17 protein-coding genes are annotated in these 22,482 nt (G+C 52.8%); 13 read left to right on the top strand and 4 right to left on the bottom strand.

From position 1 onward, the window contains the following. Nucleotides 1–181 precede the first annotated feature (181 nt). The 9 genes from ACYVAM_RS01495 (at nucleotide 182) to ACYVAM_RS01455 (ending at nucleotide 12,101) form a co-directional block, all read left to right on the top strand. Nucleotides 182–1,033, top strand: a complete 852-nt coding sequence (locus ACYVAM_RS01495) for a UbiA prenyltransferase family protein (RefSeq protein WP_461063207.1) — start codon at nucleotides 182–184, stop codon at nucleotides 1,031–1,033. Nucleotides 1,034–1,165: 132 nt separating this feature from the next. Next, complete coding sequence (locus tag ACYVAM_RS01490; protein ID WP_461063205.1) at nucleotides 1,166–1,846, top strand: sigma-70 family RNA polymerase sigma factor; 681 nt, start codon at nucleotides 1,166–1,168, stop codon at nucleotides 1,844–1,846. Nucleotides 1,847–1,870: 24 nt separating this feature from the next. Continuing rightward, on the top strand, nucleotides 1,871–2,890 hold the full coding sequence (locus tag ACYVAM_RS01485) for a FecR family protein (RefSeq protein WP_461063203.1): 1,020 nt from the start codon (nucleotides 1,871–1,873) through the stop codon (nucleotides 2,888–2,890). Next, nucleotides 2,887–6,372: a SusC/RagA family TonB-linked outer membrane protein gene (locus ACYVAM_RS01480; RefSeq protein ID WP_461063201.1), complete on the top strand. Its 3,486-nt coding sequence runs from the start codon at nucleotides 2,887–2,889 to the stop codon at nucleotides 6,370–6,372. The genes ACYVAM_RS01485 and ACYVAM_RS01480 overlap by 4 nt, the downstream gene beginning before the upstream one ends. 51 nt (nucleotides 6,373–6,423) lie before the next feature. Beyond that, nucleotides 6,424–7,854 carry a RagB/SusD family nutrient uptake outer membrane protein gene (locus ACYVAM_RS01475; protein WP_461063199.1) on the top strand — a complete coding sequence of 477 codons (1,431 nt, stop codon included), beginning with the start codon at nucleotides 6,424–6,426 and terminating at the stop codon, nucleotides 7,852–7,854. 24 nt (nucleotides 7,855–7,878) lie between these two features. Then, nucleotides 7,879–9,885, top strand: a complete 2,007-nt coding sequence (locus ACYVAM_RS01470; protein ID WP_461063197.1) for an FAD-dependent oxidoreductase — start codon at nucleotides 7,879–7,881, stop codon at nucleotides 9,883–9,885. 330 nt (nucleotides 9,886–10,215) lie between these two features. Beyond that, entirely contained in the window at nucleotides 10,216–10,647 is a 432-nt protein-coding gene (locus tag ACYVAM_RS01465) for a MarR family winged helix-turn-helix transcriptional regulator (RefSeq protein ID WP_461063195.1), read from the top strand. A gap of 15 nt (nucleotides 10,648–10,662) precedes the next feature. Continuing rightward, a complete protein-coding gene (locus ACYVAM_RS01460) occupies nucleotides 10,663–11,100 on the top strand; it encodes an organic hydroperoxide resistance protein (RefSeq protein ID WP_461063193.1) in 438 nt (145 codons plus the stop codon). Between the two features lie 2 nt (nucleotides 11,101–11,102). After that, complete coding sequence (locus ACYVAM_RS01455; protein ID WP_461063191.1) at nucleotides 11,103–12,101, top strand: NADP-dependent oxidoreductase; 999 nt, start codon at nucleotides 11,103–11,105, stop codon at nucleotides 12,099–12,101. A gap of 79 nt (nucleotides 12,102–12,180) precedes the next feature. On the opposite strand, the gene ACYVAM_RS01450 is transcribed toward ACYVAM_RS01455, so the two are convergent. The 3 genes from ACYVAM_RS01450 to dprA form a co-directional block, all read right to left on the bottom strand. Then, nucleotides 12,181–12,303 (bottom strand): 30S ribosomal protein THX, encoded by a 123-nt coding sequence (locus tag ACYVAM_RS01450; RefSeq protein ID WP_461064200.1) that lies wholly within the window; start codon nucleotides 12,301–12,303, stop codon nucleotides 12,181–12,183. An 85-nt stretch (nucleotides 12,304–12,388) separates the two neighbouring features. Then, the gene (locus ACYVAM_RS01445; protein ID WP_461063189.1) at nucleotides 12,389–13,384 is read right to left on the bottom strand and encodes a glycoside hydrolase family 43 protein; all 996 of its coding nucleotides are present in this window, start codon (nucleotides 13,382–13,384) and stop codon (nucleotides 12,389–12,391) included. A gap of 115 nt (nucleotides 13,385–13,499) precedes the next feature. Beyond that, nucleotides 13,500–14,612 (bottom strand): DNA-processing protein DprA, encoded by a 1,113-nt coding sequence (dprA, locus tag ACYVAM_RS01440; protein ID WP_461063187.1) that lies wholly within the window; start codon nucleotides 14,610–14,612, stop codon nucleotides 13,500–13,502. 246 nt (nucleotides 14,613–14,858) lie between these two features. Here dprA and ACYVAM_RS01435 point away from each other — a divergent pair, with 246 nt between their 5' ends. Together ACYVAM_RS01435 and ACYVAM_RS01430 are read left to right on the top strand one after the other, a co-directional pair. Further along, nucleotides 14,859–16,337: a PhoX family protein gene (locus ACYVAM_RS01435; protein WP_461063185.1), complete on the top strand. Its 1,479-nt coding sequence runs from the start codon at nucleotides 14,859–14,861 to the stop codon at nucleotides 16,335–16,337. Between the two features lie 106 nt (nucleotides 16,338–16,443). Further along, entirely contained in the window at nucleotides 16,444–18,270 is a 1,827-nt protein-coding gene (locus tag ACYVAM_RS01430; protein ID WP_461063183.1) for a cytochrome c peroxidase, read from the top strand. Here ACYVAM_RS01430 and ACYVAM_RS01425 read toward each other — a convergent pair. Continuing rightward, nucleotides 18,254–18,652: a MerR family transcriptional regulator gene (locus ACYVAM_RS01425; RefSeq protein WP_461063181.1), complete on the bottom strand. Its 399-nt coding sequence runs from the start codon at nucleotides 18,650–18,652 to the stop codon at nucleotides 18,254–18,256. The two genes, ACYVAM_RS01430 and ACYVAM_RS01425, sit on opposite strands and share 17 nt — an antisense overlap. Nucleotides 18,653–18,801: 149 nt before the next feature. Between ACYVAM_RS01425 and alaS the strand changes: the two genes are divergently transcribed. Beyond that, a complete protein-coding gene (alaS, locus tag ACYVAM_RS01420; protein ID WP_461063179.1) occupies nucleotides 18,802–21,459 on the top strand; it encodes an alanine--tRNA ligase in 2,658 nt (885 codons plus the stop codon). Between the two features lie 192 nt (nucleotides 21,460–21,651). After that, on the top strand, nucleotides 21,652–22,479 hold the full coding sequence (gene murI / locus ACYVAM_RS01415; RefSeq protein ID WP_461063177.1) for a glutamate racemase: 828 nt from the start codon (nucleotides 21,652–21,654) through the stop codon (nucleotides 22,477–22,479). Nucleotides 22,480–22,482: the final 3 nt, after the last annotated feature.

Genomic DNA, 22,482 nt, shown 5'->3' with positions numbered 1-22,482 from the left:
GTAGGTGTAAATAACCTAGTAGTTTCAAACAGTCGGTAGAGATAGTTCAACGGGGAGATCAACCGGGCAATCTGATGAACAAATTAGTTTCCTGCTACTTATACGTATCTATACTACCTTCGACGCGGAAATGCAGGAGGGGCAGAATGGGTTTCAACGTTCTGTGATCATCAATAAAAAAATGCCCGAGCAAGCACGTAAACTGGCTATCGCCCTTCTTCAGGTTGTCCTGTTTAGTAATAGCTATATCGCCCTATGTGCCGTGGTGATGTGCTGGACGACAACTCGTTTGTTCCACCTAAAACTTCCTAGTTCTTTCCTTCTCTTTATTTTTCTGGGGACTTTAAGCAGTTATGCTCTGCATTGGTATCTGACGCCCATGGCCTCAGACCAGCGGGAGCGGTACCAATGGAACGGGCAACATAAAGCTCTCCTGCTGGGGATATTCCTTGGATCCGCCGTGCTGATGCTGGCTTTACTGACCCAATTAGTGCCTTATGTACGCTATTTTATGCCCGTTGTCGCAGCTACCTTTCTGTATACGGCGCCGAAAATCGATTACCGGCCGTTTCGCTATCTGCGCCGGATTGCTATTCTCAAAACGGCTTATCTGGCTTTTGTCTGGACCTTCGTTACGGCCGTGCTACCGCTATTACTGATGACCACTGCCTGGACTACAATGATGAGCCTGTGGGCGTTAAACAGATTTATCTTTATTTATTGTCTATGCTTTTGGTTCGATTACCGGGATCGGGATGACGACGGGCGGTCGAGATGGCTGACCCTGGTATCGATGATGACGCAGCAGCGGGCTCTTTATGTGTTTTATGGGCTGGCCGCTTGCTTCACAATCTCACTGGCAATTCTGTATCGACAGGGAATGGCATGGCGATCTATAGCAGAAGTCGGCGCGCCCATGTTCCTGTTAGCAGGAACCGCTCATTCTATTCCGGACTGGGTCTCTGATTATTGGTATTATGTATACCTGGACAGCCTATTGATGCTAACGGGGCTATTGCTGTATCTGCTGTAGCCTGGCCCTGCTTCCATTACCCGGATAATTACCCATAAATAGCTTTATTTGCATTTTTTGGTTAAAAAATAAAAATCCATTGGGGGATTTTTGGCGTGAGCTTGTCTTCTGTTTATAAGACCCTTCGATGCAATGTCAGCTAACGCCTTTCCATTCCGGCATTTATTGGACCCGGCGCCGTCTGCGTCATCGCCTTTGCTGCCCGGCCCTACCGAAGTCGTACCCTCTTTGGTTACTGACAACGAGTTGTTCATTCGCAAGGCGTTTGCCGATGATGCGAAGCTAGGCTGTGAACTTCTCTTTCGACAGTATTTTGCGCCCCTTTGCAGTCATGCCATTCGCTTTATGTATGATCGCCAGGCCGCCGAAGATGTCGTGGCCGACCTGTTCTATACCTTCTACCAAAAAGAGCTGTATAAGCAGATTCGGGGATCGTACCGGGCATATCTCTATCAGGCTGTACGGCATCGGGCCTACAATTATCTGCGCTGGGAATTGAACCGGCAGGAAACATTGCCGGATGACATGGACCCGGCCGACCTCGATGCGGCCCAACCCGACCACCTGCTGCAACAGGATGAACTGTACCGGGCGCTGGAGCAGGCCGTTCAGCAGCTGTCGCCCCAACGGCAGCGCGTATTTCTGCTGAGCCGATTCGAAGGGAAATCCTACAAAGCGATTGCTGCCGAGATGGACCTGTCGCCCAAAACGGTTGAAAATCACTTGCTACGGGCTGTCTCTACTGTCCGGCAACTTCTGCGGCAACAAAAACTGATTAGCTGGGGGCTGCTGCTGCTGACGATTTTACCCTAACGCTCAACGATAGACGACCTCATCATGAAACCAACTAAAGAACTGTTGTTTACCTATTTTGCCGGGCAGGCTACGTCCGTCCAGCAGAAAGTTATTGGTGAATGGCTGGCCGATGCCGGGAGCCGGGAAACGTATTTTCAATGGCTCGACGAATGGGAGCGCAGCTTCCCGCAGTATGTACCCGACATGCCGATCCATCTTGACCAGTTCCGCCAGCGACTCGATACACCCGTCAATGAGCAGACGCCCCGGCTACGGCAACTGCCTGCTGAACCACGCGCGCTCTGGCAGCAGGGGGGCTGGCTGGTGGCCGCTTCGGTTTCCCTGTTGTTGCTGGCTGGCGGCTGGTTCGCTAAAGAATCCATTCTGTATACCAGCATCACAACGGGGGCGCGTCAGCTCCATTCGGTGAGTCTGCCCGACGGTTCAACGGTTGCCCTTAACAGCAACTCATCGCTGCGGGTGCCGCGAATTGGCTACGGCTGGCTCTCCCGCAACGTCGTGCTAACCGGCGATGCCGTCTTCGACATCCGGCATCTGGACAACAACCGGCCCTTTGTCGTGCAGGCAGCTAACGGGCTGGCGGTAGAAGTACTCGGAACCGAGTTCTCCGTGCGCAGCCGGGCTGCCCAGGCTGAGGTTGTGCTAAAACGGGGCAAGGTCAACCTGCACTATACCACGGCCAATCAGCCGCCCCGGAATTTGCTCATGAAGCCCGGAGACCGGGTAACGCTCGATGGCAAAGGAGCACTGAAGCTACAGGCTCTGGCCGACACCACCCGGTTTGCCCACTGGCGGTACCGCCTGTTTAGTTTCAACGATACCTCGTTGCGGGAGGTGGCTTCTCAAATTCAGACCGTATTTGGCGTAACGGTGCGGCTTTCCGATCCCACACTTGCCCGCCGAACTCTGACAGGTACCATCCGCGCCGGTTCATCGGATGAACTGGCCGATGCCCTGGCCGAATTGCTTAACCTGCGGGTTAGCCATCACGATCAGTATATCATTTTTTCAACTCCTTCTGAAACCCAGATCAATCAATGAGAAAATCGTTACCGTTATTGCTGACAACCAGTTGGTTGATCAGCGTAGGTTATGACCACACTATAGCCCAAACCCTGGCATTTGCCCGCCCTCCACTGCATACCGATAGCAAACAACCCGGCAAGGGTACGGCTGTGATCGGGGTCAATCAGCCGCTTAAACAAACGCTGCTGCAACTGAAAGAGCATTATGGCGTCGATATTCTGTTTGAAGAATCGGTCATTTCGCGGCACCTGAGTCCACTCGAACCGCTCAACCTGAGTGCCCGGCTCGAAACAAACCTCGATCTGCTTCTGAAACCGTATGGCCTGCGGTTCAAGAAACTGCGGTCGGGGGCGTATCTTATTCTGTCGCCAAAAAACAGCAGTCGCGCGGTGATCAGTTCACCCGCACCCATACCCATGACGACCGCTGGAACAGGCCCTGTTTCCCTGGCCGGTTTAACGAATCTGGCCACGGTACAGCCGATGGAAATGTCGCAGACCGACGTTCGGATAACGGGGCGGGTAACGGGCGAAACGGGTGAGGAACTGCCGGGCGTGAGTGTCGTAGTGAAGGGATCATCGCGCGGCACAACGACCGATGCCCAGGGACACTATCAACTGAGTGTGCCAACCGATGTATCGGCTGTTACGCTGGTGTTCAGTTTTGTCGGCTACGTCAGCCAGGAGCGGGCTGTCCGGAACCAGTCGGTTATTGATGTTCAGATGGTGCCGGATACCAAAGCGCTCAACGAAGTGGTGGTCGTGGGCTATGGCCAGGTGAAGAAAAGCGACCTGACGGGTGCCGTCTCGACCGTACCCGTCGAGGAAATAAGGAAGGTAGCCGTCACGTCCTTGGATCAGGCGTTGCAGGGACGGGCCGCCGGGGTGCAGATCACCCAGAACTCGGGTGCGCCGGGTGGAACAACGAGCATCCGGATTCGGGGCGGCAACTCCATCCAGGGCGATAATGAGCCGTTGTACGTCATCGATGGCATTCCATTCAAGAACGACGGAGCCAGCAGCGGGTCGAATTTCAACGTGCTGAGTACGCTCAACCCCAGCGACATCGAGTCGATTTCGGTTCTGAAAGATGCCTCGTCGACGGCCATCTACGGCTCGCGGGGCTCGAATGGCGTGGTGATCATCACCACCAAACGGGGGAAGGCCGGTAAATCGACCATCAACCTGGATACGTATTACGGTATTCAGAGCGTTCGCCGGAAGTACCCCGTACTGAACGGCCGGGAGTATGCCCAACTGGTCAACGACGCCAACACCAACGAAGGTCGTCCGGCGGTGTATACCCAGGAGCAGGTCAACGCGTTTGGCGAAGGAACCGACTGGCAGGACGAGATTTTCCGGCAGGCCCCCATTGCCAACTACCAGCTGTCGATGAGTGGTGGCGACGAGAAAACGCAGTACGCCATTGCCGGTGGGTATTTCAAACAGGGCGGTATCATCGTCAACTCCGACTTTGACCGATATTCATTCCGCATCAATCTGGATCGTAAGCTAACCAACAAAATAAAGATTGGTAACAGCCTGACAATCAATCGAACGGTGGCCAATCAGGCGCGTACGGATGGAGACTTGGGCAGCGCGGGTCTGGTGACCATTGCAGCCCTGCAATTTCCGCCCATTCTGCCCGTCACCAATTCCGATGGCTCCTACCTGTTGACCAGCCCGGCGCTGGCCTTCACCGCCGATAACCCTGTGGCGCTGGCCCGCGATAACAAAAACCGAACGACCGCCTACCGTATCTTTGGCAATGTATTTGGCGACTACCAGATTCTCGATGGCCTCAGCCTGCGCGTGCTGCTGGGCATCGACGGGGTTTTGCAGAAGCAGGATTCGTACCTGCCCCGTTCGGTATCCAGCGGACTGGCGCAGGGAGGTGCCGCATCGATCTTCAACGGACAGTCGGTAACCTGGCTCAACGAAAACCTGCTGACGTACACGCGTACGTTCAATACCGTGCATAACGTAACGGCCTTGCTCGGCTACACCCAACAGGCCAACCGCACGGAAAACAGCCAGGCCCAGGCTCGTAACTTCGTCAATGATAATCTGGGTTCGAGCAACCTGGGTTCCGGTTCGGTGCCACTGACGCCCTCGTCCAGCATTGGTACCTGGGGACTACAGTCCTATCTGGCCCGGATCAATTATGGCTACAAAGACAAATACCTGCTTACAGCCTCGTTCCGGAGTGATGGCTCGTCGCGCTTCGGGGCCAATAAACGATTCGGTTATTTCCCCTCGGCGGCTTTGGCGTGGCGGGTCTCGGAAGAAGCGTTTCTAAAGAATAATCCCGTGATCAACGACCTCAAATTCCGGCTGACCTATGGCGCAACGGGTAACCAGGATGGGGTGGGGAACTACCCGGCCTACTCGCTGCTGGGCACCCAGAACTACGTTTTCGGGAATACGGTATCGACGGGCTTAGGCCCCAATCTGATTGCGAACCCCGATCTATCGTGGGAAACGACGACCCAGGCCGATATGGGCGTTGACGTCGGTTTTCTTAATAACCGCATCACCCTGACGGCCGACCTGTACCTGAAACGCACCAAAGACCTGCTGCTGAACGTAACCGTACCCAGCACATCCGGTTTTTCCAGCGCCTTCAAAAACCTCGGCAAAGTGGAGAATAAAGGGGTCGAACTCAGCATCTCCTCCCGCAACATTGATGGCGCTTTCAAGTGGAGCACTGACCTGAACTTTGCGCTCAACCGGAACAAAGTGCTCGACATTGGCGGGGCCCCGCAGATATTCGCCGGTAGCGTAGCCAACATCGGGCAGGGGCTGAATTCGGGAATCATTCGGGTAGGGGAGCCGCTGGGGTCATTCTTTGGCTATGTTACGAATGGCCTCTACCAAACCACCGATGAGCTGGCCGCCCTGACCGACCCGCAGGCCCGCAAACCCGGCGACCGACGGTACCTTGATCTTAATGGCGATAAGAAAATTGATGATAACGACCGAACGATTATCGGTCGGGCACAACCCAAATTCCTGGGTGGCCTGAGCAACACCTTTTCGTACAAAGGCGTTGAACTGACGGCTTTCCTGCAGGGCGTTTACGGTAATAACATTCTGAACGCCAATCGGTATGAGCTCGAATACCTTAATGCCACCACTAATCAGGACCGGGATATGCTGAATCGCTGGACACCCACCAACACCAATACCGACATCCCGCGGGCCTCGACCACCCGCCCGGCCAACCGCGTATCGACCCGGCAGATAGAAGATGGCTCGTATCTACGGCTGAAAAATATTCAACTGGCTTACAACCTGCCTGCATCGACGCTCAAAACGCTGAAAATTCAGTCGTTGCGCGTGTATGTGACGGCACAGAACTACCTGACCTGGACGAGTTATTCGGGCTACGATCCGGAGGTAAACCGGTTCGGGCAGGACAGCCGCAGCCAGGGCTTCGATTATGCCAGCTATCCATCGGCCAAAACCATCCTGTTCGGCCTAAATGTCGGATTCTGATTTTATGTATGATGTAGGCTATAGCCTACGTCATTTAACAATCTCTGAGCCATGAAAAAAAATATATTCCTTCTTTGCCTGATTGGGGTGTTGACGTCCTGCGATGTGCTGGACCAGAAGCCCGAATCGAGTTTTACCCCGGCTAACTTTTATAAAAATGCCGACGATGCCAAAGCGGCCGTCAGTGCTGTGTACGATCCGTTGAATAATTCCAACCTGTATGCGCAGGTGATGTGGATTTTGCAGGATCAGGCAACGGACGATGCCGAGTGGGGCAATGGCCGCTCAACCGCCAACCAGCCTAAGAACGACCTCGACAAATACACGTTCACCCCCGCTACCAACACTTTTCAGGCCATCTGGTCGACGGTCTATTCGGCAATCAACCGGGCTAACGCCGTGATTACCCGTGTGCCCGGCATCACGATGGATAATGACCTGAAAGCCCGCTACATTGCCGAGGCTAAATTCATGCGGGGATTTTATTACTTTACCCTCGTCCGTTTGTTCGGCGGTGTGCCGATCATTACTGTTGAAACGACATCGCTCGATAACCTGGCTGTTGCGCGGGCATCGGCGGACGATGTGTATAAGCTCGTCATTCAGGACTTCACCGAAGCCGAAGCTGTGTTGCCGTCAACCTACTCAACCGCCGACAAGGGCCGGGCCACCAAAGGCGCTGCCAAAGCGTTTCTGGCGAAGGTATATCTGACACGGCAGGATTGGCCAAACGCATCGGCAAAAGCCAAAGAAGTCATTGACCTGGGCGTCTATGACCTGTGGACCAACTTCGCCGATGCCTTCCTGATTGTCAACAAAAACGGAAAAGAAGCCGTTTTTGAGATGCAGGCGCTGAGTGGTGGTTTTGGCGAGGGAAGCTGGATGCAGGGGTACATGCGCCCCAACTTCGACCGCGTGAATGGTATTGCCGGTTTTGGCGATGACCCCGCCACCGAAAACCTGTACCGCGCCTACCGCGCCGACGACAAGCGTCGGAACGTGACGCTGCGGCTCTACAGCGCCACCAGCAGCCCGGCGGCTCCGGCCAGCGTTTTATTCCCCTGCTACGTCTATAAATACCTGGACCCAACGGCCACCAGCAACAGCGATGGCGGAAATAATTACCCCATTGTGCGCTATGCCGACGTGCTGCTCATGTACGCCGAAGCGCTCAACGAGCAGAGCGCCAACAATGCGGAGGCCTATGCAACGGTGAACCGGATTCGTAATCGGGCGGGGCTACCCAACCTGACCGCCAACCTGAGTCAGGCGCAGTTTCGGGATAGTGTGCTACTGGAACGGCGGCTGGAGCTGGCCTTCGAGGGGCACCGCTGGTATGACCTGGTGCGTACCAAACGACTGGTGAGCGCCCTGAAGGCGCAAAATCCGACCATTCCCGTTGCTGAGTACCATTATATATTCCCGATTCCACAGACCGAGCGCGACGTAAACCCCAAGCTGGACCAGAATCCGGGATATTAACAAGCCACAACCTGCTACTTAATTATGCGTAAATTCATTCGCTTGCTTTTTCTGATCTGTTTTCTAACGGGTAAGCTACTCGCTCAGACCGCGCCCGTTACAGTTGACATATGCGTGTATGGTGGCTCATCGGCGGGCGTTATCGCGGCTTATACGGCTCGTCAACAGGGGAAATCCGTGATCCTGATCGAGCCGGGGCGTCACCTCGGCGGCCTCACGACCGGCGGGCTGGGCTACACCGACATTGGCAATAAGTACGCAATCTCGGGCATGGCCCGCGATTACTACCGCCAGATCGGGAAGCATTACGGGAAGTTCGAACAATGGATTTTTGAACCCCACGTAGCCGAAGACCTCTTTAAGGAATACATCAAACGGGGCAATGTCAACGTCCTGTACGCGTATCGGCTCCGGTCGGTGAAGAAACAGGGGATTACTATTCAGAGTATTACTCTGGAGACACCGTCGGCGGGGAGCGCTACCCGAACTATTAATGCCAAAGTCTTTCTCGACTGTACTTACGAAGGCGATTTGCTGGCCAAAGCGGGCGTGAGCTACACCGTGGGACGCGAAGACAACAAGACCTACGGCGAAACCTACAATGGTTTTCAACTGCTGGACAAGCACCAGTTTGCCGATGGCGTCGACCCGTACAAAATACCCGGTAAGCCGGAAAGCGGTATGTTATGGGGAATCAGTACGGCGAAGGTGCTGCCAACGGGTACGGGCAATAAAGACGTGCAGGCATATAACTTTCGCATTTGCCTGAGCAGCGAGCCGGCCAACAGCATTCCCATTACCCGACCGGAAGGCTACGATTCGACCCGCTATGAACTGCTGCTGCGGGCCATTGACAAGAATCCCAAACTGGCGTTCAACACCATCCTTAAACCCGACCGGATGCCGAATCAGAAGACGGATATCAATAACAACGGCCCGTTTTCGACGGATATGATCGGTATGAACTACGACTTCCCCGAAGCCAGCTACAAGCGCCGGGCGGCCATTCAGCGTGAGCACGAATTGTATAATAAAGGGCTGCTGTACTTCATCGGGCATGATCCCCGGATGCGCAAAGACATCCAGGCCGAAATGCTCAAATTTGGCTATCCCAAAGACGAATACACTGACTCGGGCAACTGGTCGACGCAGATGTACGTTCGCGAAGCCCGGCGTATGGTGGGCGCTCACGTGATGACACAGGCCAACTGCCAGGGGCGCGAAGTAGTACCCGATGGCGTGGGTATGGCTGCGTACACCATGGACTCGCACAATTGCCAGCGGCTGGTAGTGGAGAAAAATGGTGTAAAAATGGTCAAGAACGAAGGCGACGTACAAGTGGGTGGTTTTCCGCCTTACCCGATTTCGTACCGTTGTCTGACGCCAAAAGCCAGCGAGTGCACGAACCTGCTGGTGCCCGTTTGTTTGTCGGCGAGCCACATTGCCTACGGGTCTATTCGTATGGAGCCCGTCTTTATGGTGCTGGCCCAATCGTCGGCGGTGGCCGCGAGCATGGCTATCGATGGGAAAACATCGGTGCAGGGTATTGATGTTAAGAAATTACAGAGCCAGCTAAAAGCCAACCCGTTAGCCGATGGCAGTACGCCCGAAATTCTGGTAGACAACGACGATCCTGCACAGGTAACCCGCACCGGCGACTGGACGCGGGATAACAACTCGAAAGGTGCGTATGGCCCCAGTTATTTCACTACATCATCTACGGGTTCGGAGGTGAAAACCGTGCGGTTCAGCCCGGCGGTGACCAAGGCGGGTACTTACCATGTCTATATGTACGTCCCTAAACTGACGGGTGCTTCCGGCAGAACGAATCTGGTGGTATCGGATGGGCATCAGACTAAACCCATCACCATTCGGGAATCCGACATCCGGGTTGAGGGGCAAACGGCCGGCGAGTGGGTATCGCTCGGATCATACAATCTATCGCCGGATAAGAAAAGCTTCGTTGAGGTATCGACAAAAGACGCCGATGGACTCGTCGTAGCTGATGCCGTTCTGTTCGTGCCGAATTAAACGGCATCTTTCCTAAAACGACAATGCGTTTTTGAGGATAGGCGACGGGGTATATGTGACAGGCTATAGCTGTGGTTTTGATAAGGTTTAGGAGACATGAACTTATCAACACCACAGCTATACCTGTTATTAACTGGGCTGGTAGGGTAGTTTGTCATTCGGTTCTGGGAGGGCTGTTACAAATTTCTTAGCACTAAGCGCTCAAGTTTTTTGTGGCTCCAGTAGCTATATGTGCAGGATTTTGCCAATATGTAGTATAAAATAGGGGACTAGCTAAACTTTATTGCCACCATACCAGTTTTTGTATTGTGCACAATATAATTTTGAGCAATGAATAAGCTTCTGTTGGATAGTCAGCTTTGTTTTCCGTTGTATGCGCTTTCACGACAGGTAACCGCACAGTATCGGCCTTTACTTGAAAAGCTCGAACTGACGTATCCCCAGTATTTAGTGCTGCTTTTACTTTGGGAGTCAGACAACCGAACCGTTGGTGAACTTGGCGAACGCCTGCTCCTGGATTCAGGAACGCTTACGCCCTTACTGAAGCGTATGGCGCAGAAAGGATTACTGACCCGGCAGCGTAACCAGGTCGACGAACGTCAGGTTACGATTCAGCTTACGGAAAGTGGACGGGGCCTGCAGGCACAGGCAATGGACATTCCAACCCAATTGCAGGAAAGCCTGAATATGGACGATCAGCAAATCGTCAACCTGCGAAATCAGTTACAAGCCATTTTAAAACAACTTACCAAAACAGTATAATTAACTAAAAAAATCATGCTTCAATCCTTGTATACAGCCCATGCTACGGCAACCGGCGGCCGTGATGGCCATGTAACTTCATCCGATCAGGTTCTGGATCTCGACGTTCGAACACCCCGGGAGTTGGGTGGGTCGGGCGGGGCCTACACCAATCCCGAACAGCTGTTTGCTGCCGGCTATGCAGCCTGTTTCGACAGCGCCCTCAATCTGGTGGCCCGAATGGGAAAAGTGAAAACGGGTACAACGACAGTAACGGCTGATGTAAGTATCGGTAAACTGGATACGGGTGGTTTTGGCTTAGCCGTAACGCTGGATGTCAATGTGCCGGGCGTTGAGCAGGCAGTGGCTGAAGAGTTGGTGGAAAAAGCGCACCAGGTGTGTCCCTATTCAAATGCTACGCGTGGCAACATTCCCGTAACCCTTACGGTTACGAACAACGAAACAGTAAACTAAGCATGAGTGATCAACAGATTGTTCTCGCATCCCGCCCCAAGGGAATGCCGGACGTGGATACATTTCAGTTTGAATCGCTATCCTTACCCAAACTTAAAGAGGGTGAAGTTGTCGTTAAAGGCACTTATTTCTCCGTCGATCCCTACATGCGGGGCCGTATGAATGAGGCTAAGTCATATATACCACCGTTTGCGGTTGGTCAGCCGATCACGGGTGGAGCCGTTGCGGAAGTGATTGACAGCAAAGCCGCTGGGTTTACTCCGGGCGATACCGTTACCGGCAACCTCCCCTGGGCCACTCGCTCGGTAGTGCCCGCCAGTAGCCTGAAAAAAATAGATACGACGCTGGCCCCGGCCAGTTATTACCTAGGTATAATGGGAATGCCCGGCTTGACAGCCTATTTTGGTCTATTGGATATTGGCCAGCCTAAAGCCGGGGAAACCGTCGTCGTATCGGGGGCGGCCGGTGCCGTGGGATTGATCGTTGGTCAAATCGCTAAAATCAGCGGGTGTCGGGTCGTGGGTATTGCTGGTTCTGACGAGAAAGTAACCCAACTGACCGAGCAGTTTGGCTACGATGCCGTTGTCAATTACAAAACGGCTCCTGATCTGACAAAAGCCATTGCCGATGCCTGCCCGAATGGTGTCGACGTTTATTTCGATAATGTGGGCGGAACGGTGTCGGATGCGGTAATCAGTAACCTTAATTTTCACGCTCGCATACCGCTATGCGGTCAGATCGCCCTGTATAACACGACCGACGTACCAATGGGCCCCCGAATTCAACCCATGTTGCTGACCCGAAGTGTCCTGATGAAAGGCTTTATTGTTGGTTCTTATCAGGCTCGTTTCGAAGAGGGTATTCAACAACTGGCTGCCTGGCTCAACGAAGGAAAGCTTCACTATACCGAAACGACATTGGCAGGTTTCGATAAGTTGCCGGAAGCCCTGCTGGGCTTGTTTTCAGGCCGGAACACTGGCAAAATGATCGTTGAAGTCTAGGTTAAATCAGACTAGGTTCAATAAACAGCCTAAAAAAGCGCCGTTATCAATTCAGATAACGGCGCTTTTTTTAGGCTGTTTACTCCTGAGGTTTGTCAACGGGCTTGAGAATCGCTGTTTTTTGTACTTTTCCAGGGCGGGATTTGCCGTATGAACCTTGTGAGATTTTTCCTCTTTTCGACTTTTTATCACCTCTTCCCATAATTGTCATTAGTTTAGTACTGCCCTGATGACAATGAAACAACCTATAATGTTTAGGAAGCTAGCTAATTAGGCCTTTCCCTGACTTACTTCAACGAACGGGCTTCCACACCCTCAACGGTAATTTTGACCGGTTTGATGGCGCCGTCGGCATCGAAATACATATGGTCGATACAGGTTTCGCGATGATTGCCATCGGTTTCAGTTAATGGCCGCCGGTGATAAACAATGTACCAGTCATCCGTTCCCGGCACCTGAATAACCGAGTGGTGACCAGCTCCCCTAGCCACGGCAGGGTCCTGTTGCAAAATCTTACCCACCCGCTCGAAGGGGCCAAACGGCGATTTCGCAACGGCATACGCCACGGAGTAGTTAGGGCCCGTCCAACCGCCCTCCGACCACATGAAGTAATATTTTCCCTGCCTAACGAACATCGTCGGACCTTCAACATACCCTTTCGGTGTTATCTCCCGAAAAGTAGTGCCGTCGGGAAATGGAAGAAAACCCGTAAAGTCGTCTTTCAGCCGGGCAATGTTGCAATGCCCCCAGCCGCCGTATATCAGGTAATACTGACCGTCCTGATCTTTAAAAACATATTGATCAATGGGTTGGGCTCCGTTATGAATTTCTCCGACCAATGGTTTTCCTAAATAATCGCGGAAGGGTCCCGCAGGATTGTCGGCAACGGCTACGCCAATGCCACCTACTTCCTTTTTCGAATCATGAATGTCATTGGCGCCAAAAAAGAGAAAGTATTTTCCCCCTTTTTCAACGATTGATGGGGCCCACATGGCCTTTTTTGCCCATTTAACAGCTGATGAGTCAATAATTCGACTGTGCTTTGTCCAGGTTACCAGATCCGGCGAGGAAAATGCATCCAGAAAAACCTGCTGTTCATACGGAGCCGAGTAGGTCGGGTAGACCCAGTATTGCTTCCCGAACAGAACCCCTTCCGGGTCGGCGTACCAACCGGGAAAAATGGGATTGCCACTTTTAGCTGGCTTGGGACTGGTCTGACCGAAACAGAATAGGGCGAAGAGAGTAAATGAAAAACTAAGAATTGATCGACGGAGATCAGGCATAGGAATAGGTAGTGAATGAGAGTTGAGTTAGTTTTAAAAATCAAAAATAAGCATTAATAGGCGTTTACGGGTGCGTAAGTGGTTTGTGGGGGCACAAACCACTAAGATGGCCCGATCAAACGTAAACGACGGCGTATTTCTTTCCCGGTAAAGAGCGGACAAATCCTTGAAATTCAAGGGTGAGCAGCAAAGAGGCCAGCCGCCCCATCGGAATCTGACTCTTCCAGCTCAATTCATCGACATGAAGATCGGCCGACTGGCGAAGTAAGGCCAGAATCTGGCTTTCTTCTTCCGTTATATTGACGGGTAACGCGGGCGGTATATTCTTTGATGAAACCGGCTCATTCGCTCTGTCCCAGTTTAAGGCTTCAATGATGTCTTTGGGGCTGGTGTAAATCTGAGCTTTGTTCTCCCGAATCAGTTTATTGCAGCCCGCCGAGAAGGTCTGATTCAACTGTCCCGGAACGGCGAATACCTCCCGGTGGTAATTATTCGCATATTCAGCCGTGATGAGTGCACCGCCCTTGGCTGCAGCTTCTACTACGACGACCACATCACTTAAACCGGCAATGATTCGATTGCGTGCCGGAAACAGGTGTGCATCAGGTTTGGTACCGGGTTTGCTTTCGGTAAGCAGACCGCCCTGCACAAGCATTTCGGTAGCGGTTTTCTGGTGCACATTGGGGTAAATGATGTCCAGGCCGCTCGCCATCACCCCAATGGTTGGTAACCCATTGGCCAGGCTGGAGCGGTGCGCGGCAATATCAATGCCATAAGCCAGCCCACTGATCACACTGGCGCCATAAGGCACGACCGCTTCGATTATTTCATGAGTAATCCGCCGACCATAGTCGGTCGCCTGGCGGGTGCCCACCAGCCCAACCGTACGGGGGACATTCAGGTTACCTGTTCCCTGAAAATAGAGTAGGGCGGGGGCGTCGTAAAGGCTTTTAAGCCGGGCTGGGTACGCTTTATCGGTATAAAACAGGGCCGATGCGCCTATCTTTTCCAGGCGTATCATAACCTGTTCGGCTTCCGACAGGACACCGGCTTTCAGAACGGCCCGAGCTGTTACTTCGCCAATACCAGGCACTTTGAGTAACCGAGCCAACGGTGACCGGAATACCTCGGTCGCTGAACCGCAATAACTGATTAGTTGCCGGATAAGAATACTCCCGACACCCGGAACGAGCGTAAGGGCAATTTGATGCTGGGTATCAGTAGGCACGAAACGGACAGGGAAATTTGTAAACAAATATAAAATCAATGTCGACTCCTGCAAGCTTACTACTTTCTGTCGGAAAAAACCAGTTTCCCGAAGATTGGTGCCGTAGGCGAGGGATAGGTAAGTGATAAAACGAAAGCGTTATTAATCGATTTTTAATGGTATCAATCTGGTAACAATGTCTTCATACTGAGGTAAAGCGTGCGCGGTTTCTTTGCAAAAACAAAATTTGCCAATAACCAACTACTCATGTTTACCCAAAAACGTCTACTATCGTCAACAGTTTTACTCAGCTTATTTGCCCTGGCTGGCTGCAGCGATCATCGCCTGACCGACAGCCCTGCCATTGTGGTTCAAAACCGATCGGTGACACCGGTATTGGCCAAGTTACTGCCGGGTGCATCGGGCGGACGTATTGGTGCTGAGACCGTTAAGCTGTATTCGCTGCTCAGCAGTGATGATCAGTTGGAGCAGTCTCCCAACTATGTTTTTGGTGGATCTGCCGATGGTGCCGGGATCTTTCAAAATCCAGATGGCAACTACAGTATCCTGGTCAATAATGAAGATAACTTCGCCGTGTCGCGGATTACCCTCGATAAATCGTTCAAGCCGGTCAAAGGGGAGTACATACTAAACTCCGATGGTGGAACGTGGCGGCTCTGTTCAGCCACGCTGGCGACACCCCTGGAGCATGGTTTTGGTCCCGTCTTTCTCACCTGCGGAGAGAGCGGTCAGGAATCCCGCACCCATGCGCTTCGGGTTGATGCCGATGCGCAGCAGGCGGGCATCTCCCGTGAAGTGGCCGGGCTTGGCCGCTGGAGTGCCGAAAATGCCCTGCCCTTGCCGAAAACGGCTTATCCCGGTAAAACGATCATCGTGATTGGCGATGACGATTCGGATGTGAACGGCGGGCAACTGGCTATGTACATGGCTAACACCGTGGGCGATCTGGAAAACGGTTCCCTGTATATGTTGCGTCGGCCCGACGGCAATCAGCGGGAAATGGATATGAATCCGGGGACAGTGTACGACGTTGAATTTACCAAAATAGAGAATCAGAAAACCCTGACCGGCGCGCAGATCAATGCCAAAGTGAACGAGTTGAAGGGTATTAAGTTTGGTCGCGTTGAAGACGTAGATTATCGGAAAGGGGGCGGGGCCAACGGGCGTGAAGTGTTCTTCGCCGTGACGGGTCAGAACAACACGGGCGTCAATGCTGATTATTCGCGGTCGAAATACGGTCGTATTTATCGACTCACCATGGATGCCAATGACCCAACAAAGGGGAAACTGGAAGTGATCCTGAACGGCGATGATCGGAATGGGATTGCCAAAACATTTCAGGACCCGGACAACGTTTGCGTGACGACCAACTACGTCTACATCATGGAAGATCCAAACGAATATGGCGATGAAAAACACGATGCCTATGTGTATCAGTACAACCTGAACACCAAACAACTGACCTCGATCATTGAACTGGATCACCGCCGGACAGAAGCCGACGCAGCCAAATACAATGTAGGCGGGACCTCGAAATTTGGTTCCTGGGAGAGTAGCGGCATGATCGATGTCTCGGATGTGACGGGACGCCCCAACACGTTTATGCTCGGTATTCAGGGCCATACCTGGCGGGCTGACAAGTACAAAGGGGTCGATGGCGGATCGAAACGCAAAGACGAAAACCAGGCCAGCCAACTCATTCTGATTGAGGGATTACCCCGATAAGCATTCCACCATACACGCGCCTGACCGGGATTCTGTTCCGGTCAGGCATTTTGCTACACGCTGTTTACTGGTAAAAACGCCAATGCGCCCAAAACAATCTTCCCTTATGACCAGTCCAAACGCCACCCGATTCAGCCTTTGGGGGCTCATTGTACTGATTGCGGGCCTGCTGTTGGTATGCGCCGTTTACGGGTTCGTGATTGGGCCGAAACCAATGCCCGCTCAGTCGGTGAAGCAGGCCTTTATGAAGGATGTCAACGACCTCGATAGTGCCGTTAGCCAGTTGCAGCAGGTGATCCGGGGCAACCGATCAGACCGGATCACTCAAGCGGCCTTTCGGCGGGCGCGTCTGGCGTATAAACGGACTGAATTCCTGACAGCCTATTACAATCCGGAGACAACCCGCTCGCTTAACGGGCCGAACATTCCCGATGTCGATGACGACCTTCGGGTCAATGCCCCCGAAGGATTTCAGGTATTGGAAGAACTGTTGTTTCCGACGCTCGATTTGGCGAATCATACCGAAGCGATTCAGCAGGCGGCTGTTATTCGATCGAATGTCAATCGGCTACGCAAAATTTCTGAGAACAATGAGTTAACAGACAGTCATGTGTTCGATGCCATGCGGCTTGAGGTGTTCCGAATTATCTCACTCGGTATTACCGGTTTCGACTCGCCCATTGCCGTTTACTCGCTCCCTGAAGCCGCCAGCGCGCTCGAACGGATGCAGCAGCAACTAGCCAACTACAAACTGGTTAACCGGGATGCTGTGCTTTCTGCGCAACTCGATCAGGCGTTTGTCAGTGCTATAAAGTCCTTGCAATCAGCTGGTTCCTTCAATACGTTTGACCGGCTTGGCTTCATCAGCCAGCAGGCCAACGTATTGAGTAGTTTGTTGCTGGATGCTCAACAAGCCCTTGCGATTCCGGTTTTTACAGAAAACAGACTTATTTCCACAACGGCCCGAACATTGACGGACACGGGCGTATTCAATCCTAACTATTTCGTTAACCTCGACGAACAACGCCCAACCCCGGATCGTGTTGCGCTGGGGAAGAAGTTGTTCGTCAACCCGATTCTATCGGGTAACGGAAACCGAACCTGTGCCAGTTGCCATCAATCCGACAAAGCGTTTACCGATGGTGAACCCAAAAGCCTTGCGATTAGCAGCAATAACCGTCAACCTACTGTCCATCGGACCCTTCGCAATGCGCCCACGCTGGTCAATGCGGCTTTTCAGGCAGTTCAATTTGCGGATTCGCGGGTGGTTTTTCTGGAAGATCAGGCGAGTGATGTGATTCAGAATGAGCAGGAAATGCACGGTTCACTGCTCAAAACGGTTGCGTCTTTGCGCCGGAATGCGGAGTACCGGACTTTATTTGCCAAATCGTATAAAGAGGGCATAACGGAGCAAACGCTTAAAAATGCCATTGCCAGCTACATTCGTTCACTGACCAGTCTGGACTCCCGGTTGGATCAGTATTTTCGTGGTCAGACAACCGCCCTGACCGCCGAGGAAAGATACGGCTTCAACCTGTTCATGGGGAAAGCGAAGTGCGCTACCTGCCATTTCTTTCCCCTGTTCAACGGCACGGTGCCGCCAACCTATCAGGAAACGGAAAGCGAAGTATTGGGCACACCAGCTACCCTGGCCGGTAGAGAGGTCGATGCCGATGCTGGCAAATTCGTTCTGACAAACCGCGAACCGCATCGCTACGCCTTCAAAACGCCCACTGTTCGTCAGGTGGCTAAAACGGCACCGTATATGCACAATGGCGTTTTCCGTACCCTCGATGAAGTGGTCGATTTTTACGACAAAGGGGGAGGCAACGGGTTAGGGTTCAATTTGCCTAATCAAACCTTGCCGTTCGATAAACTGAATCTTACCCAATCAGAAAAAAAAGCACTGGTTGCGTTTATGAAGGTGTTGTAGGCGATTGCTCAGCGTCTGCTTCATCCTCTTCGGGTTCTGTTTGGGGTTTGGCTGGTTTATCCAGGCTCGCCCGCATCTTTTCCAGACCCGCCTTTATTCGCTTCAGTTTGTTGATGTAAACAGCATGTTCGCGCCGGTTGGCATCGCGGGTTTTGAGGTATTCGCGGGCACCGGGCAGCGTATAGCCTTTGTCGTTGGTTAAGACAAGAATTTCTTTCAGGTGGTCGATGTCGGCCTGGGTGTATACCCGGTCGCCGGAGCGGTTTTTCTTGGGCTGGAGGGTCGGGAATTCTTTTTCATAATACCGTAGTTTGGAAGCATTGATTGCAAACATCTCCGCCACTTCTTTTATACCGTAGTACAGCTTCCCCTCGTTTTCCATACTGCAAACTTGGAAAGCTGGCTGAATAAACGCAAGTTTTGCCGTAAATTTGACCCCAATTACGCATAAGTCTAAGCGTTTTACCGGCCTACCCGTTTTGGTTCCGGATGTGCTTATGGCGTATGATCCGTTTGCTTTACGACTTTACTATGACTTCCCACGAAATACGTCGGCATTTTCTCGACTTCTTCCAGTCCAAACAACACCTGATTGTGGCTTCGGCACCGCTCGTCGCGAAAAACGACCCGACGCTGATGTTCAACAACTCAGGGATGGCGCAGTTCAAAGACTTTTTCCTGGGCAACGGCACGCCCCCGTCCAAACGGGTGGCCGATACCCAAAAGTGCCTGCGCGTGTCGGGGAAACACAATGATCTGGAAGATGTTGGCTTCGACACCTATCACCACACCATGTTCGAGATGCTCGGCAACTGGTCGTTTGGCGATTACTTCAAGAAAGAAGCCATCACCTGGGCATGGGAGCTGCTGACGGACGTGTATAAATTGCCCAAAGACCGTTTGTATGTGTCTGTCTTTCAGGGCGATGAAAAAGATGGTGTTCCCTTCGATCAGGAAGCCTTTGACCTCTGGAAACCCATCGTCGGCGAAGACCGGATCATTTACGGCAACAAAAAAGACAACTTCTGGGAAATGGGCGACACGGGTCCATGCGGTCCCTGCTCCGAAATTCACGTCGATTTGCGGTCGCCCGAAGAGATTGCCCAACAACCGGGTAAGGAACTTGTCAACGCCGACCATCCGCAGGTTGTCGAAATCTGGAACCTCGTGTTCATGCAATTTAACCGCAAAGCCGACGGCTCATTGGAGCCGCTGCCTGCCCGCCATGTCGATACGGGCATGGGCTTTGAGCGGTTGTGCATGGCCATTCAGGGGAAACGATCGAATTATGACACGGATGTATTTTCGGGTACGATCAATGTCATCGAAGAGTTGTCGGGTAAGTCTTACGGCGGTACGATGGACAAAGCGGATGTGGCGATGCGCGTCATTGCCGACCACATCCGGGCGGTTTCGTTCGCCATCGCCGATGGACTAGTGCCGTCCAACGCCAAAGCGGGCTACGTCATCCGGCGGATTTTACGTCGGGCCATTCGGTACGGCTATTCGTACCTTAACCTGACCGAGCCGTTCATGACCAAACTCGTGCCTACGCTGGCGGCTCAGTTCGCCAATGTTTTCCCCGAGCTGAATGCCCAGCGGGATTTTGTGGCCACGGTAATTCGCGAAGAGGAAATCTCGTTCCTGCGGACGCTGGGTACGGGTCTGGGCCGACTGGATCAGATCATCAGTGATCTGAATGGAAAAGGCACGAAAGAAATCCCCGGCGAAACTGTATTCGAGCTAAACGACACGTTCGGCTTCCCGGCCGATTTGACGGCGCTGATTGCCCGCGAAAAGGGATTGACGATCGATGAAGCCGGTTTTCAGAAAGCCCTTCTGGAACAGAAAACCCGTTCCCGGAAAGACGCTACCTCATCGGCCGGAGACTGGATTGATGTAAACGAAACGGATCGTATTGAGTTTGTCGGCTACGACCAGCCTGAAGCCTACGCCCACATTGTGAAGTATCGCAAGATTCAGAACAAGCAGGGGACGCAGGTGCAGGTTGTGCTTGACAAAACGCCATTTTATGCCGAATCGGGTGGTCAGATCGGGGATACGGGCGTCCTTGAGCTGTTTGCCGGTTCTGATCAGATTGGTACGCTCACGGTACTGGACACGAAAAAAGAGAATGACCTCACCATTCACATCGTTCAGGACGTAACCGGCATCGACGAACTACTGACCGAAGCCGATTCTGTCTATGCTGTGATCAACACTACCCGTCGTGGCCTGACCAGCAGCAACCACTCGGCCACGCACCTGCTTCATGCGGCCCTGCGCGATGTGCTGGGTACGCACGTGGTCCAGAAGGGTTCGTATGTGGGCCCCGATGCCCTGCGTTTCGACTTCTCGCACTTTAGCAAAGTGACAGACGAACAACTGGCCGAAGTGGAACGGATTGTGAACGAGAAGATTCGGGAGGATATTAAGCTCGATGAGAAGCGGAACGTCCCGATCGCAGAAGCCAAAGACCTGGGCGCAACGGCCTTGTTTGGCGAGAAGTATGGTGATTTCGTTCGGGTGATCACCTTTGATCCGGGCTACTCGGTTGAACTTTGTGGCGGAACCCACGTGCCGGCAACGGGTCATATCGGACTGTTTAAGTTCACGGGTGAGGGCTCGGTATCGACGGGTATTCGGCGGGTAGAGGCCAAAACCTCGGTGGGAGCTGAGACGCTGGTGAATGAGCAAATGGCCGTTGTCTCTGAATTGAAAGAGTTGCTGAAAGCGCCCAAAGATGTGGTCAAAGCCGTTCAAACGTTGCTGGACGAGCGGACGGCCCTGCAAAAACAGGTTGAAGCGTTGCAAAACGAGAAGGTTCAGCAATTGAAAAATCAGCTTTTAGAGAAAATAGAAGCCGTCAACGGCCATTCCCGTCTGGTAGAGCGTGTAGAGGTTCCCAATGCCGATGCCCTTAAACAACTGGCGTATGACCTGAAAGCCAAAGTGGACAACCTGGCCGTCGTGCTGGGTGCCGACATCAATGGCAAACCACAACTGGCCGTCATGCTACCTGATTCGCTCATTCAGGAAAAGAAATTGAATGCCGGTCAGGTGGTGAAAGAACTAGCCAAAAACATCAAAGGTGGTGGTGGTGGTCAGCCATTTTTTGCCACCGCGGGTGGCACCGATTTATCGGGTCTGGACGCGGCTCTGGCACAAGGAAAAGAATTACTGGGTTAACCTGATTCGGGCTACTGGGTGTAAACTTGGTAGTACACTGAACCTGGAAAAGAAGCAGTAATAAGTTAACGAAGCGGTCTGTGGGGATACAGACCGTGGAGACAGAGAACAGAGAGAGCCACGGAGGGATGTCTCTCTCTATTCTCTATGCGTTTCTATTTTCTGTGTATAAGGTTTTATTGACTTTCTGGAATGCCTACACCCTCTCAACCGATTGGCGTATTTGACTCCGGCTACGGTGGCCTGACCATTCTGCGCGACATCGTCCAGACGCTGCCCCAATACGACTACATATACCTCGGCGATAACGCCCGAACACCCTACGGTACCCGTTCTTTCGAGACGGTCTACCACTATACCCTCGAATGCGTTCAGCACCTGTTCGACCGGGGGTGTCGGCTGGTCGTGCTGGCGTGCAACACCGCGTCGGCCAAAGCGTTACGGAACATTCAGCAGCTTGATTTACCCAAAATTGCACCAGATCGGCGCGTGCTGGGCGTGATACGGCCGACGACAGAAGTCATTGGGAACTACTCCAAAACCGGCAAAGTTGGGGTGCTGGCCACGCGCGGAACCGTCACGTCCGAATCGTATCTGGTCGAAATCGAAAAATTCTTTCCCAACGTAGCTGTTTTTCAGGAGGCCTGCCCCATGTGGGTACCGCTGGTCGAAAATGGCGAGTATGCCAGCCCCGGCGCCGATTACTTTGTTCAGCAGCATATCGATCGGTTGCTCAAGCAGTCGCCCGATATTGACACCATCCTGCTGGCCTGTACACATTACCCGTTGTTGCTCCGTAAAATTCAGCAGTTCGCTCCGCCAAACACCACGATTCTGAGCCAGGGGAGCATTGTTTCCAAAAGCCTGGTCGATTACCTGATTAGACATCCGGAAATAGATGCCCAGTGCAGCAAAAACGGCCAGCGGACCTTCCTGACCACCGATTCTACCGAGGATTTCGACCGGCAGGCGACTGTATTTTATGGTCAGCCGGTGCACTCGGAACATCTGGCGTTATAACCG

Source organism: Spirosoma horti (assembly GCF_054776595.1).
The sequence above is the reverse complement of the archived record's forward strand: the minus strand, read 5'-3'. Positions and strand labels throughout refer to the sequence as shown.

Excerpts from the sequence above, each read along its gene's own strand:
- ACYVAM_RS01460 (WP_461063193.1), top strand. The coding sequence starts at position 10,663 with ATGCTTCAATCCTTGTATACAGCCCATGCTACGGCAACCGGCGGCCGT.
- alaS (WP_461063179.1), top strand. The coding sequence starts at position 18,802 with ATGACTTCCCACGAAATACGTCGGCATTTTCTCGACTTCTTCCAGTCC.
- ACYVAM_RS01465 (WP_461063195.1), top strand. The coding sequence starts at position 10,216 with ATGAATAAGCTTCTGTTGGATAGTCAGCTTTGTTTTCCGTTGTATGCG.
- ACYVAM_RS01450 (WP_461064200.1), bottom strand. The coding sequence starts at position 12,303 with ATGGGAAGAGGTGATAAAAAGTCGAAAAGAGGAAAAATCTCACAAGGT.
- ACYVAM_RS01470 (WP_461063197.1), top strand. The coding sequence starts at position 7,879 with ATGCGTAAATTCATTCGCTTGCTTTTTCTGATCTGTTTTCTAACGGGT.
- ACYVAM_RS01455 (WP_461063191.1), top strand. The coding sequence starts at position 11,103 with ATGAGTGATCAACAGATTGTTCTCGCATCCCGCCCCAAGGGAATGCCG.
- ACYVAM_RS01490 (WP_461063205.1), top strand. The coding sequence starts at position 1,166 with ATGTCAGCTAACGCCTTTCCATTCCGGCATTTATTGGACCCGGCGCCG.
- murI (WP_461063177.1), top strand. The coding sequence starts at position 21,652 with ATGCCTACACCCTCTCAACCGATTGGCGTATTTGACTCCGGCTACGGT.
- ACYVAM_RS01430 (WP_461063183.1), top strand. The coding sequence starts at position 16,444 with ATGACCAGTCCAAACGCCACCCGATTCAGCCTTTGGGGGCTCATTGTA.
- ACYVAM_RS01485 (WP_461063203.1), top strand. The coding sequence starts at position 1,871 with ATGAAACCAACTAAAGAACTGTTGTTTACCTATTTTGCCGGGCAGGCT.
- ACYVAM_RS01475 (WP_461063199.1), top strand. The coding sequence starts at position 6,424 with ATGAAAAAAAATATATTCCTTCTTTGCCTGATTGGGGTGTTGACGTCC.
- ACYVAM_RS01495 (WP_461063207.1), top strand. The coding sequence starts at position 182 with ATGCCCGAGCAAGCACGTAAACTGGCTATCGCCCTTCTTCAGGTTGTC.
- ACYVAM_RS01480 (WP_461063201.1), top strand. The coding sequence starts at position 2,887 with ATGAGAAAATCGTTACCGTTATTGCTGACAACCAGTTGGTTGATCAGC.
- ACYVAM_RS01435 (WP_461063185.1), top strand. The coding sequence starts at position 14,859 with ATGTTTACCCAAAAACGTCTACTATCGTCAACAGTTTTACTCAGCTTA.
- ACYVAM_RS01425 (WP_461063181.1), bottom strand. The coding sequence starts at position 18,652 with ATGGAAAACGAGGGGAAGCTGTACTACGGTATAAAAGAAGTGGCGGAG.
- ACYVAM_RS01445 (WP_461063189.1), bottom strand. The coding sequence starts at position 13,384 with ATGCCTGATCTCCGTCGATCAATTCTTAGTTTTTCATTTACTCTCTTC.